The sequence below is a fragment of the Erwinia typographi genome, from assembly GCF_000773975.1.
In the GTDB taxonomy this organism is placed as follows: domain Bacteria; phylum Pseudomonadota; class Gammaproteobacteria; order Enterobacterales; family Enterobacteriaceae; genus Erwinia; species Erwinia typographi.
Map to the genome: position 1 here is coordinate 83,798 of NZ_JRUQ01000032.1, position 12,797 is coordinate 96,594.

At 51.5% G+C, this 12,797-nt stretch carries 14 protein-coding genes and 2 pseudogenes; 2 read left to right on the forward strand and 14 right to left on the reverse strand.

Annotation, left to right across the window (positions count from 1 at the left end; translation table 11 throughout):
- Positions 1-4 precede the first annotated feature (4 nt).
- The 13 genes from NG99_RS11260 to NG99_RS11320 all read right to left on the reverse strand — a co-directional run bounded on the left by NG99_RS11260 (position 5) and on the right by NG99_RS11320 (position 10,199).
- Positions 5-2,809, reverse strand: coding sequence for a conjugative transfer ATPase (locus NG99_RS11260; RefSeq protein WP_052130662.1), 2,805 nt, complete (start codon positions 2,807-2,809; stop codon positions 5-7).
- Complete coding sequence (locus NG99_RS11265) at positions 2,809-3,222, reverse strand: TIGR03751 family conjugal transfer lipoprotein (protein ID WP_034892359.1); 414 nt, start codon at positions 3,220-3,222, stop codon at positions 2,809-2,811. The genes NG99_RS11260 and NG99_RS11265 overlap by 1 nt, the downstream gene beginning before the upstream one ends.
- 11 nt (positions 3,223-3,233) lie before the next feature.
- Positions 3,234-4,724, reverse strand: a complete 1,491-nt coding sequence (locus NG99_RS11270; protein WP_034892362.1) for a TIGR03752 family integrating conjugative element protein — start codon at positions 4,722-4,724, stop codon at positions 3,234-3,236.
- Positions 4,714-5,577 (reverse strand): TIGR03749 family integrating conjugative element protein, encoded by an 864-nt coding sequence (locus tag NG99_RS11275; RefSeq protein ID WP_052130663.1) that lies wholly within the window; start codon positions 5,575-5,577, stop codon positions 4,714-4,716. The genes NG99_RS11270 and NG99_RS11275 overlap by 11 nt, the downstream gene beginning before the upstream one ends.
- On the reverse strand, positions 5,577-6,233 hold the full coding sequence (locus NG99_RS11280; protein ID WP_034892365.1) for a PFL_4703 family integrating conjugative element protein: 657 nt from the start codon (positions 6,231-6,233) through the stop codon (positions 5,577-5,579). The genes NG99_RS11275 and NG99_RS11280 overlap by 1 nt, the downstream gene beginning before the upstream one ends.
- The gene (locus NG99_RS11285) at positions 6,230-6,592 is read right to left on the reverse strand and encodes a TIGR03750 family conjugal transfer protein (RefSeq protein ID WP_034892368.1); all 363 of its coding nucleotides are present in this window, start codon (positions 6,590-6,592) and stop codon (positions 6,230-6,232) included. The genes NG99_RS11280 and NG99_RS11285 overlap by 4 nt, the downstream gene beginning before the upstream one ends.
- Before the next feature lie 10 nt (positions 6,593-6,602).
- On the reverse strand, positions 6,603-6,980 hold the full coding sequence (locus NG99_RS11290; RefSeq protein WP_182012826.1) for a TIGR03745 family integrating conjugative element membrane protein: 378 nt from the start codon (positions 6,978-6,980) through the stop codon (positions 6,603-6,605).
- Between the two features lie 46 nt (positions 6,981-7,026).
- Positions 7,027-7,269 (reverse strand): TIGR03758 family integrating conjugative element protein, encoded by a 243-nt coding sequence (locus tag NG99_RS11295; RefSeq protein ID WP_034892371.1) that lies wholly within the window; start codon positions 7,267-7,269, stop codon positions 7,027-7,029.
- The gene (locus NG99_RS11300; RefSeq protein WP_034892373.1) at positions 7,260-7,595 is read right to left on the reverse strand and encodes an integrative conjugative element protein, RAQPRD family; all 336 of its coding nucleotides are present in this window, start codon (positions 7,593-7,595) and stop codon (positions 7,260-7,262) included. Before NG99_RS11300 ends, NG99_RS11295 begins: the two co-directional genes overlap by 10 nt.
- Before the next feature lie 90 nt (positions 7,596-7,685).
- The gene (locus NG99_RS11305; RefSeq protein WP_034892375.1) at positions 7,686-8,723 is read right to left on the reverse strand and encodes a hypothetical protein; all 1,038 of its coding nucleotides are present in this window, start codon (positions 8,721-8,723) and stop codon (positions 7,686-7,688) included.
- A 223-nt stretch (positions 8,724-8,946) separates the two neighbouring features.
- On the reverse strand, positions 8,947-9,438 hold the full coding sequence (locus NG99_RS11310) for an Hcp family type VI secretion system effector (RefSeq protein WP_034892376.1): 492 nt from the start codon (positions 9,436-9,438) through the stop codon (positions 8,947-8,949).
- Between the two features lies 1 nt (position 9,439).
- Positions 9,440-9,703 (reverse strand): hypothetical protein, encoded by a 264-nt coding sequence (locus NG99_RS11315; RefSeq protein ID WP_034892377.1) that lies wholly within the window; start codon positions 9,701-9,703, stop codon positions 9,440-9,442.
- Positions 9,681-10,199 carry a DUF2778 domain-containing protein gene (locus NG99_RS11320; RefSeq protein WP_034892378.1) on the reverse strand — a complete coding sequence of 173 codons (519 nt, stop codon included), beginning with the start codon at positions 10,197-10,199 and terminating at the stop codon, positions 9,681-9,683. Before NG99_RS11320 ends, NG99_RS11315 begins: the two co-directional genes overlap by 23 nt.
- 271 nt (positions 10,200-10,470) lie before the next feature.
- Between NG99_RS11320 and NG99_RS11325 the strand changes: the two genes are divergently transcribed.
- Positions 10,471-10,986, forward strand: coding sequence for a GNAT family N-acetyltransferase (locus tag NG99_RS11325; RefSeq protein WP_034892379.1), 516 nt, complete (start codon positions 10,471-10,473; stop codon positions 10,984-10,986).
- A gap of 182 nt (positions 10,987-11,168) precedes the next feature.
- Positions 11,169-12,441: pseudogene (locus tag NG99_RS29915) on the forward strand (IS1182 family transposase); the annotation flags it as partial.
- 6 nt (positions 12,442-12,447) lie between these two features.
- Here the strand turns inward: NG99_RS29915 and NG99_RS30355 are convergent.
- Positions 12,448-12,738: pseudogene (locus NG99_RS30355) on the reverse strand (MFS transporter); the annotation flags it as partial.
- Positions 12,739-12,797 lie beyond the last annotated feature (59 nt).

Genomic DNA, 12,797 nt, shown 5'->3' on the forward strand with positions numbered 1-12,797 from the left:
CTGATTAAACGGCGGCAGACTTGAGGCCGCGCGCCGCATCGAGCTGGAGGGCAACGATCACTGCAGCTTCAAGCTCGCTACAGTTGTGCTCTTTCATCAACTTACGGCGTTCGGCTTTTTCCTCTTTCTCGGTCATGCCAAGAGCAAGGTAGAGGCTGGGCGGCACTGCCCGAAACAGCGCTTCGGTTTTCTTCGAAAGCACCACGCCTTCGGTATAGCAGCGCGGCAGCTTACTGGCAGAAAGCAGCACCGATTTTTGCTCATCGCTCAGCTTCTTAAAGCGCGCAATTTGCTCCACTTCATCAGGCGGCATCGTCAGGCAAAGCCACCATTCAGCCATGTTCAGCATCTTCTCGGCGATGTCCGGGTAATCCGCCAGGTTCTGCGTGGCCATCCACAGCCATGCACCGAGCTTACGCCACATCTTGACCACTTTGGTCATGTACGGAGACAGCAGCGGATTAGTGGTGGTGATGTGCGCTTCATCGATGGCAAAGACGATTTCACGGTCGAGATACTGATCGCGCTCGGCGATGTTATTGATGGTGTTCACCAGGGAAACCATCGCCAACGCCATCTGCGCACCATAGTTCTCGCGCGCCAGCGTGCCGAGATCGATAAGGGTTACATCTGCCTCTGGCCAAGGCGTGCCGGGACGGTTGAACAGTTCGCCTTCGAAGCCGCTGGTAAACATCGACATCGCACCTGCCATTTCATCGGCACGCGCGCGACGGCGCTCGGTCAGAAGCGGCTGGCCGCTGCTGTCCACGCTGTTATCACGCGCAATGGCAAACAGCGCGGTCTGCAGGTCTTCTGCAATCATCTGGCGCGATTCGTCGTAGCTGGTTTGCGCAGCCATCATGATGGCTTCACGGATCAGGCCACGGTCAGAGCGCGTTAACCGCTCCTCTTCGCGCTTTTCGCCGCCAGTGATCATCATACGCGCGGCGATCTCCATTTCACCGAGGATGTCGCGCTGTTCATCACCGTCGTCTTCATCGGCGTCCGGGATGTCGGCTTCGTTGAGCTGCAGCTGCTCAGGCTTGAGATCGAGCAACTGATGCGCGTCGGCGAACAGTGCCAGGCTTACGCCGCAGCCGGGACGGATGCCGATTTTATTCACCGTTAGGCCAAGGCTTTCGCAATAGTCGGCATACAGGCCAAACGAGTTGCCAGCTTCGGCAATAAATAGCCGTGGGCGATGAATGGCCATCAACTGGGATAGCGTAGCGCACAGCGTGGCCGACTTGCCCGCGCCGGTTGGTCCGAAAAGCAGCATGTGTGCGTTCTGCGTGCGGTCCTGTTTGTTCATCGGGTCGAAGGTCAGCGGTTCACCGCCGCGATTGAAGAAGCTGAAGCCGGGATGACCGCTGCCGGTGGCACGGCCTGTTACCGGCAGCAAACCCGCCAGATGCTGCACCCACGTCAGGCGCGTATACCAGTGGCGGCGATCCTTCTGCGGGTTGAAGCACATCGGTAGCGCGCGCAGCCAGGTATTCAGCGGTGACACGTTGTATTCGGGACGCACCGGCTGCAGGCCAGAGGTCAGCAGCACCGCCGACATGTTTTGCTGGCGTCGGTTGAGGTCGGCCAGATCGTCGCCGCGCAGCATGAACGTCAGCGCGCCGCGATACAGCTTATGGCGGCGGCCAAGATACTCTTTCACTTCGCGCACATCCTCACGCACGCGCCCGGATTCGGTGTTTTCACCCACGGCGTTTTTGGCCAGCTTAATAAAGTCGTTTTCCAGCACGTCCTGCGGCTGGGAAACGATGGTCAGTGAAACCACAGTGCCTTCAGGCAGCAGATCCATCAATGCGTTGATATGCTCGCCGCGCGCCATTTCACCGGTCAGCATGCCGGGTTCAGGCGGGCGGCGCAGACGTTCGATGGCAATCGCGCGATGCGGTTTGTCATCGAACCACCACACGCCGTTTTCGATGTCTGAGCGCGGCGGCGTGTACCACAGCGTTTCGGCAAAATCGTTGGTCATCGGTAGCTCGCCAGCTTCAACATCATGATGCTTCGCGGCGGCGTAAAACGCTTCTTTGCTCAGGCCGTGCTGCGGATCAGGATTAAACAGGCGCAGCAACCATTCATGGATTTGCGCGCCGGTCTGGCGTTGGCACGCAACGCCAGATGCGCCGAGCGATGCTGCCAGCCGGTCACAAACCTGATTCAACATTGTGACGGGCGGCAGCGCGTGAACATCTTTCACACCTTTGGCGGCACCTGGCACCCAGCGATAAATCACCATGCGCGTGCGGCGCTGCTGCCCGCGCCACGGCTGGCCAGTGACCAGCGTGTCGCGGAATAACCCCGTTGGAATGGCGATGTCCTGCAAATGGCGCTCGGTTTCACCCAGCCAGGCATTGGTAAATTCCGTACCGCGCGCCCACGGTTTTACATACTCTTTGACCGTGTTCAGATAGGGCGATGGATCGTCTTCATCCTGACAAAAGAACTGCACCACCCACGGCGAAATATCATCTTCTTCCAGACTGTCCTGCAGCGCATCTTCAACCTGATCGCGGATTTCCTCCAGGCGCGCGGCGGTGCGACCCTCGGATGAAATCGGCGTGATGGTATAAACCGCGCCGACTGAAACGCCGTCATCAAGCAGCAGGCATTTATCTTCCGGCAGATATTCGGCCCACGGCAGGTAATCAATGATGGAAGGTTTGGCGTGATACAGCGCCGCTTCATCCTGCACCGTCATTTTGCCGGGGCGCGGAAGTGGCTGCGGTTGGCTGCTTTCAGGGATGTTGCTGGCTTCTGAGGCGGGCTTTTTAAACAGGGAAAACATCATTACAGATCCTCCGTGCGCTCACCCGGCAAGGCGTACTGCACCTGGCTGTAAAACGGAAACACAGTGCTGTAGCCGGGAACCGGCGAGTTGCCACCGGCAAGATGCGGAAACACGTACATCACCATGTCGGGATTTGGCAGGCGCGGGAATTGCTGAGTTATCTCGCTTTCCTGCGTGCGGCTGTATGAATGGTCGAGTTTGTCGGCACGCTGATCTTCCGTTTCACTCAGCGGGCGGCGCAGCGCTTCACGTCCCTGCGCGCCTTGCTGAGTTGAACCACTCGCGCCTTTGCCTTGCCACAGCTCCAGCATGTTGCTGTCACCCGCTGGCAGCATTTCATCTTTTGACGTGCTGCAGCCTGATATGACCGACATCAGCGCGGCGAACGCGACCGGCATAAATGCTCTGTTCATTCGCAATCCCCTTAGTCCAGTCCGATACGTACGGCATTACCCGGCACGCTGAAGTCGTAACGCACCTTGCGGCCTTTATCTTCGTAATCGATCGCCAGCTGCTGCGTGATGTGAACGGCTAGACTCGCGCCAGGCGGCACATACACCGCGTCGAACGTCTGGCCATAACGCTGTTTCACCCATTCGGAAACATCGCCGACGCCACCGGCAATCGCTTTGCCCATCGCGGCCTGTCCGGCATCGCCGGTTAGCGTAGAAGTCACGCCGCCATAAGCGTTGGTTTGCCCGGTACGCTGATTTTCGTTGAGCGCTTCACCGGCAGCGGCTGCGCCGGAAAGCGCAAAGAGGGTTGGCAGGTAAGTTGATGCGTTGGATTTACGCGTGCCGCTGATGCAGGGAATCCCGGCTTCATCCGAGATCCAGCCGATGCCGCCGTCCTGCTTCTTGCCACCATCCTGGCCGTTGCTCTTGCCGTTAGTGTCCGGGCGCGGCAGCGTGCGCACCCGGCCATCGCTGAAGACGAAGGTGATAGAGTTCACCTGACCGCGCACGCAGGAAAGCGTCCAGTCGCCCGATGCGGTGCCGGAAACAATCGCGCCTTCAACATCGGGCAAATCGATACCGTTGGCAGTGAGGTTTTCACGGCCAATCAGCACTTTGAATGGATAAGGATCAGTGACGGTGCCATTAATCGGCACGCGCCCCAGCAACGCGGTCATGCCTTTGCTGCCAATCAGCGTGGAGTTTTCCGGCAGCGTATAAACCGGCTCGGTGCTTTCTTCTTCCTTCTGGCTGTTGGAGTAGCCTTTCACCTTCTGCTCGTAATTACTTTTGCTCTTACTCAGCGCATTATCGCCGAGGAATGATGTTGGAAATCCACTCATCGTAGATTTACCGTCGGCGGCAGTTGAACCCGCGTCCGTGCCGCTGCTGCGCTGATCGCTGGGTGAAACCCACATCACGCCATCACTGGTGCTGCCACTGGCAACATCATCGAGTCCAAGGCCTAGTGGAATATCGCTATTGTTCTGTTCCTGCTTATCGGAAGCCATGCGTTTGGCCAGTTGATTACTCAGCTCCTGCACTTTGCTGGTCAGCGATTGCTGTTCCTGCTGCAGCTGCTGGCGGCGGTCTTCGGCAATTTTTTGATAGTTCGATACCGCTTCGTTTACCTGACGGGCAACGTTCTGGTTACGAGTTCGCAGACGCTCATTTTCTTTCACCAGGTCGAGGTTCTGGCGGTCGAGTGTTTCCTGCTTGCCGCGAATGGTTTTGAGCGTGCCAACCAATGTGCGCAGCGTATCTTCTGGCGTATCACCTTCGACTCCCAGCGCCTTGAGCTCAGCAGGCGTCAGATCGGCCAGCGCTTTGGGCTTTTCTGGCGTGGCGCTGGTTTTCTCCGTCTCGTTTTTGATGCTGCAGCTTTTCATGCCAACCGCGACGCCCGCGAGCAGGAACACCGGCACCAGCACTTTGACCAGCGTGTTCGATTTAATCTGCATGGTGTTTACCTCGCGCTTTGCGGCTCACCTTCGCTTCAGGAATTAATGCGTTTTCGGGGCGTGAATCCATCACCAGATAGAGCATGGTGGTGTCTTCAGGCGTGCCGACTAAACCGAGGAAGCGGTGCTGGAAAGTGGCGGAGACAAACTTGCCCTGCAGCGAGCGGGGATCGAGAACGATTTTACGGCTGGTAATGTTGCGGACGCGAAACGCCACCACGTTCTGACTTTGCACCGCCCATGCGGCGATAGGCTGGATCTCTAACGGCTCGGCAGGATAGAGCGTGGTAATGCGTTTGGGTAAATGCAGCGGCAGCGAACGCACGCCGGGAACCGGCTCAACTGTGCGCAGCGGTGCATATAATCGCTGAGATGCGTAACGCGTGAGAAGCACCGGCAGCGGCGCGGAGTAGCTGACTTTCTTCTCTTCTTTGGCCTTTTCAGTCTGCTCAGGACTGGCATCGGCCTCACTGTCGCCACCTTCATAAACCAACTTTACCGGCTCAGATGAACCTTTCGCGCCAGCGGTGACATCGAGCATGATGATCTCGCCGTTCTCCACATCCTGCAGCTGGAGGCGGGTTTGGGAAAACGCTTCGTTCGCTTTCAGATACACCGCGCCGCCCGTGCTTTGCACGCGCAGTTTGCCCTTTAACGCTGGCGCGATACCGACGCGCACGTTTTTATCGACGAATACGACGCGCTCCTGGCCAACCTTGAGCATGACCTGCAGCGGGATGCGCTCCCACTTCATTAGTTCAACCGCCTGAACCGGATTCGGCACAAGTGTTGCCACTGGCAACACTGCCAACATCAGCCTGCAGGCAACATGCAATCTGGTGAGCGTATTCATCAAAACATCCCCTTATGCTCAGGCTTAGGTTCAGGTGGTGCGGCCTCCAGGCGCTGCGGCACGCTGTCGTAGCAATCCAGCGCCAGGCCGAACTGATTGGTTTCGGGATCGCCATTCCAGCGGGTGATTTTCATCGGATAACGCACCATCGCGCGCTTCACCGGCTCGGTGTGAAAATACTCATCAGCCACCAAATCCAGCTGCGCGACCCAGTTGTCACGATCGCGCACCGTGACACTTTTGGTGCTGTAGCCTCGCTCGGGGATTTCATACACCACGCGCACGCGGTCAATCAGCTCGTTGCGGTTGGTGCGCTTGGTGGCATCTCTTTCCAGAAAGTCTTTGCAGCCCGGCGTCAGGTAAGGCGACAGCGCCCGAATTTTGGCGGGATAGTCGATCTCACCGTTTTTCGGCCAGGCGTTGAGCTGCTGGAAGATATAGAAAGCAAAAGCGTAAACCGATGACGGCGGCACTTCCCACCAGGGGCGCGTGCTGCCAGTGCGTAAATCTGGCGGGTTATGAATGGTCATGCTGCGTGGCGCGAGCATCCAACCGGATGACGTGATCAGCACCAATAGAATGAGGAAAGCGCAGGCGATGCGCAGCGATTTGATGTGCTGATCGCTGCGTTGAATGGCATTGCGGAACTGGCTCATTTTCCGGCTCCCTTCGGTGTACGGCGCAGAGACCAGCTGTGTGAGCTGATGATGAGAGAACGATCGCCATAGCCCATCCGGCGTTTCTTCTCCTCCAGCCGTTGCCAGATGTAGTTTTCTGGCTTACCGCGTTTAAGGCGGGCCATCCAGCGCCCGCCAAACGCAATGAGTAGCAGCGGCATGAGCAGCATCCCGGTAGGGATGATGACCCAGCCAACCAGTGGAAAAAACGGCAGACACACCACGCCGCCAACCGCTAATCCAATCAATGCCGCCAGCCCCAATTCCGGCGTGGTGAAACCGCGAAACACGACAGGTTCGGCATTCAGTCGATCGGGCAGGAAACGGATGGTCTGCATGCTAATCCCCTTACAGAATGATTTCGGCAGACTGTCCGAGCAGCCAGATTGTCGCGACCAGTAGCACGACGCCGGTTGCGACGATAGAGCCAAACTTGGTCCAGGTGGCGCGCTCGTTACGCACTTCAACGAACGTGTGTACCGCGCTTGTTGCGACGTTGATAAACGCCACGGCACAGACCAGCAAACCGGCGAAGACAATGAAGTCCTGCGCGTAGCCTTTGATCTGGCCCATTAGCCCCGTACCGCCGCTGGATTCAGGTGCTTCAACCGATGGCAAATCGGCTAGTGCTGGTTTGCAGGACAACCAAGCCAGAATCAACCCGGAACCCAGACGCATGACCTGACGGTCTTTAAAGCGAGACAAGCGAACTAACTTTGATTTCATGGAACATTCCTCTTTGACGGATAAAGGCACTTCGAAAATGTCTGCGTTAACTGGCGAACATCCAGATGCAGGCGATCAGTAAAGCCACAGAACGGATAACAAATCGGGCAAGCGCGGCATCCCTGACTTTGGTATTTGCCCAGCCGTGCCAGACATCCACCGCCGCCCATGCTGCCCAGAGAAACAGCACGCACAGTAGTAGCCCAACGGACACCAGATACAGAACGCTAATATCGATGTTGCCGGATGCCGTTTTAAACGCGTTGATCTGCGCGGCGGTCATCGCCATAGCGGACGGCCTCGCGTGTAATCGCCGCTGACCTTGCCGTAATCCAGCGGTTGCGCGCGCGAAGGCTGCATGTAGCGGTCAATGCCAGCACGCATGGTGTTGAGGTCTTCGTTGGCTTTCTTGTAGTCGAAAAGGTAACGGCGGCGGTTATTGGGATCGGACTGTGCGGCGACGGTGCGGGCTCGGTCGAGGGAGAGCTGGACTTGATCTAGCAGGCGTTGGGTGGTGGCTAGTTCATCGAGTTCACCAGCGATAGATACGAATGATATTAACGATAATAGAATAGAGCCAATTACTAATCTAAAGTCTGGCATTGCAATATTCATAGCTCATACCTTCTTAAGTAGGAGCTATAATTTTTTCATTTTAATATAAATAAGGAACCATAAAATAATAACATAAGAATAAAATTATCCCTATGGAGAAGAAATTTTGATAACTCTCCAACCATTTGATGATATTATTGCTGTTGACTCTATACCCTCATCAGCCTTGTAATAAAGAGCATTGATGTCTTTTGCTGAACCCTTTGGATAGTAATAATAAGACACAAGCCCAATCTTTAATACGTTATCGAATTGGCCTTTTATCAAATAAAAAGTGTCAGAACTTATAGTTAGCAAGCTTGCGACAAAAATGAAGGATGAAAGCCCTCTAAAGAACGTTAACTGAGAGTTAACAATTGCCTTTTCTTTACTACTTAATTGCTCTGGGTGCTTGCCTGTTTTTAATCTAATAATAAACCGACTCATCTGAGCTAACCAGTCTTTAGATAATGTGTTTTTGATGTAGCTTAGCGAGCCAATCGCAACAAAGAAAACCATTTCGGGTATAACTATAATCAAAGATATCAAACATGTTAATACTAAATAAGCCAATGGTGTAAAGAAAACACTAATTGCCGTTAGATATTCACTGAAATATTTAGGATCTAGATTGATTGCATCAAAAACCCAACGCCTAGCCAATATTGTAGATAACGTGAAAGAGAAAGCTGCCATTGCTGCCAATAAAACTTTACCCAGCAAACCACTCCAAAACTTCTTGGCTAGAAAGTTCAGGCGCTTCCTTAGATCTAGATAAAATGAAATTGATATAATTAAAGCTATAAAAGGAGTGAGCACCTCAATTGAACTATAGCCGATCAAGTCAAAAAATGTGATAATGATAATACCAGCAACTCCGATGTGAAGCAGGTAATTATTAATGTCAGATATGGCATAATATTTTCTTGTCATTATTAGAAATCTAAATAACTTTACTTTTAGCTGCCTTGTTGATTTATTATGAAGCTGCTTAATTGCAAGAAATACAGGTAGTAAAACACTTAGGCAAAGAACACCAAAAATAACATTTTTTGCGTAAGTTGTTATCAATGGGTTGTTTTCTGTTTGAGAATTAATGATGATGGTTAGTACTGAAATTGCAAAGACCCAACCTGAATACCTAAGCATAAAACATCCCTTTGATTAAAGTTTCATTTTTATCGCAATAGCACTTTCTATGAATTTAATTCAAGAATGTGGTTTATATTGTTAAGTTTTATTATATGCACAGCTATAGTAAACCTATTAGCAATAGTGTACAAAGTCAAGCTTTGTACACTATCTCACTATTTAATATTAACTATTAGCTAAGAAACCCAATATATCCCATGCATTAAAAGAAAAGACTGCCTTAAGCTGTCGGGCGTTCATTCCAGGCATCCGTGTACTGGATATTGCCATCCACAATACGCCATGTGATTTTCTCATACTGCAAACTGATGCTTTCCGTATGATTTAATTTGTCATTGCCAGCTAGTTTCACGTTGGCAACGCCGCAGTTAACGCCGGTGACTTTCACGTTTTCCATCAGCACAGTGTAATAGTAAACCTCTTGGCCTGCGTCGCTGATGTTGTAGAAGCGAAGTTCAGCGCTTTTTAACGTCTGACCGGTGGCCGCAGCCTTATACAGATAAGGCGTGGAGCTATCGACTTCTTTCTCAATCATCATAGATGAATGCTGGCGCGTGCCTGTGATTTTACCATTAGAGCCGTCCACTGGCAGGTTAATGCCGTGGCTCATGCCGATAATTTCAATGCTTCCTTCACGATCATGAACATCGACAGATCCTCGAATATCTGCACCACCATCGTCTTTGAGCCACATATACGGAGGGATTGGCATTTCACTTGCTCCTTATTTTTTTGATTAACTTCATGGTTATTAAGTAAACAGCCGTGGTGATAGACACCACAATGACAAAATCAATGTAGAAATAGGCGTCGTAAAGGGTTTCGATGTTGGATTCGCCGCTGATAAATACAGCGACCTTTCGGGCGAAATCTTGAGAGATATACGTTTCAGCGCCACCAAGCGATCTACCCACAGCCAGCATTATTAGTATGAAGAAAACGCATTTTGCGGCCCTACGGGCAAGTGTTTGAGCCATTGGCAACAACCTCAATTAATCCTCGGGCCATCAGCGAAGGCTTGCTTGGCACGGACACCATTGAAGTGTTCATAAAAGCCTGGCGGATACGTGCATAATCAGAGTTATGGGGAATGGTGATACAGCCTTCTGATATGGTTCCCGGATGAAGCCTGAATAGTTCACGGCGCACGCCTTCATACCATGTTTCATCGTCAATGGCTGAGTCCTCCCGGTAGAGTGCAAACCATTCACTTCGACCAAAGGCCACGCCGTTAACGTACTTGTTCCAGGTATCCTGTAGTTCAGCCTTCCGCTGGCCAAAGAAGCCACCCGCACCGCGATCGACAACCCAGTATCTACCCGGTGGCAATGGGCCGTCTCCCGGAACGGCGCCGCAGCCCCCGCGATTACGGTAAGCGCCATTACCAGAGAACGCCATGAAAACGCCGACGCCATAGATGTTTAACGGTGCGTAATCTGCTCCGTTAAGAATCAGTTTTCCATTCAAAGCCATAGCTCACCCAATACCCATATAGTAACTGTGCGTTATGATAGGCGGAGTTGCATTTCAGAGCCAGTTATTATTACAGTTTCTTATGTAATAACACTCTTTACAGACCATCGGTGGTGAGCTGGCTGATGTGTACTATCTAGGCTGATTGAGGTGTTAACGCTGAGATAAAACGCTATGTGCTAAAAGCGGATACAGCTTACGGCATGACAGATTGACATATGGAGATTAGTCCCCCCAAAAGTAATACCCTCTCGTTAAAAAGGAATGTCATATGAATTTAGAAACTGAACGCTTACGGCTTGAACCCTTTCAAGACTCACACTTCGAAGGCCTAAGAGTCATGGATAGTGACCCCGGCGTGATGCGCTATATCAACCAAGGGATTGCTAAAACACCCGAAGAAACCAGGGAAAGTATCAGCCGTGTTCATGACCGATGGGAGAAATACGGGTTCTCGTGGTGGGCTATCAAAGAGAAGACTTCCGAGGCCATCGTTGGCGCTGCTTGCCTCCAGTACCTAGCAAATGTGGAGGGTGCGCCATTAGAAATAGGCTGGCGGCTCATCCCCGAACATCATGGTAAAGGTTATGCGACGGAAGCTGCAAATGCGATTATAACTTTTGCGGCCGAACGAATCGGTGCCACTTATTTAGTGGCTGTTGCCGATCCTGAAAATATTTCTTCACAGCACGTGATGAAGCGCTTGGGCATGACTTACAAAGCAATAGAACAGCACTACGATGTGCCATGTGTCGTTTATGAACTTAGCATTTGCAGACCTGGTTAAGTGTTTTAATCTGGAGATGCGTGAATGATGTCCGTTGTGTGCCCAGGCTGTGTGAAAACTGCTGATCACGTTTTGGTCTAAGCAGTGGCTTAATATGATCAACCATTCTTGTTAAACCCATGCAGCAGCCTACTTTATTTAATAAAATTATAATTATACGATTAAATATTGCAGGCGCAGGTATGACTCAGCATATCAAAGGTCAAGGTAGACATCAGGTGACGTTGTTCCCTGAAGTGCTGGATGATTTTGTCACAGAAGACAACCCTGTCAGGGTTATTGACGTCTTTGTTGATGAACTACAGCTTGATGCACTTGGCTTTGAGCGCGTTAATGCAAAACAAACCGGGCGGCCGGGATATCACCCCGCAACCATGCTGAAGCTGTACATTTATGGATACCTGAACCGCATCCAGTCATCCCGCCGGTTAGAGAAAGAAGCCCATCGTAACGTTGAATTGATGTGGTTACTTGAGCGATTAACACCTGATTTTAAAACCATTGCAGACTTCAGAAAAAACAATGGTAAAGGCATCAAAAATGCCTGCCGCACTTTCATTGATCTGTGTCGGCAGATGCAGATGTTCACCGATGTGGTGGTTGCCATTGATGGTAGTAAGTTTAAGGCGGTAAACAGCAAATCGAACAATTTCACGCCCCAGAAAACAAAAGGCCACATTGAAAGGGTTGAGCAAAGTATCGCTCTTTACCTGAATAAGCTCGATGAAGCTGACAAGGGTGCGGAGCCCGAAAAAAATGCATGTTTAACAACTGCGAAACTGGCATGGCTGCAAAAGCGTCTGAAAGAACTCAAAAAAATTCAGCAGGCCGTTGTGCAGCACCCTGATAAGCAGTTGTCACTGACAGATCCTGATTCCCGGTTAATGAAGATAAACAATGTTAACCGCCAGGTGAGCTATAACGTTCAGACTGCCGTTGATGCTAAATATCACCTGATTGTTGCGCATGAAGTAACGAATACACCAGACCGTGGGCAGCTAACAGCGGTGACCAAATTAGCGCAGGAAGCAGTTGGCAAAGCGGATATTACCGTACTGGCTGATAAAGGTTATTACAGCCGGGGAGATATTAAAGCAACGCAGGACTTAGGTGCCATAGCCTTAGTACCAAAAGGCGATACCTCTGGCGCTGACCGTAAAGGTCTTTTCAATCGTTCATTGTTCAAATATGACCAGGAAAAAGATATTTATATTTGCCCGATGGGTAACGAGCTTCAGAACCGATTTACGATGGTTGAGGATGGTTTAGAACAGCAAATGTACTTTAACAATATTGCCTGTCGCGATTGCAGTCAGCGGTCAAGGTGCACCACATCAAAACGCGATCCGAGGCGTATAAGGCGCTGGGTTCATGAAGCCGAAATGGAAGATATGCAAGCCAGGCTTGCGATACCAACCGGTCACGCAAGTGGTTCGGCGCCAGCTCCGGCAGCATGATCCAGAATATTGGGCCAACAAAAGCACTGAAAAAGACAATATAAGCAAGGATAAGTACCAGCATCCACATTGACGTAAGATGCAGATAAATCAGTACACCAAGCAAGCAGATACTTGCCCCGCAGCCTGCTGTTCCAATTAACAAGAGCTTACGTCTGCCTGAGCGCTCCACGTATTTAAGCGCAATAAATGTGGAAGAGAACAGCATTACACCAATGATAATTTGCTGCCAGAATGCGTTATTGCCACTGGCAAGACCGATGCTTTCAAGCAGGACATTTCCGTAATAGAGCACCGCGTTAATGCCCGTTGAGTTGACCAGAATGGCCGTACCAAATAGACCCTGTACACGAT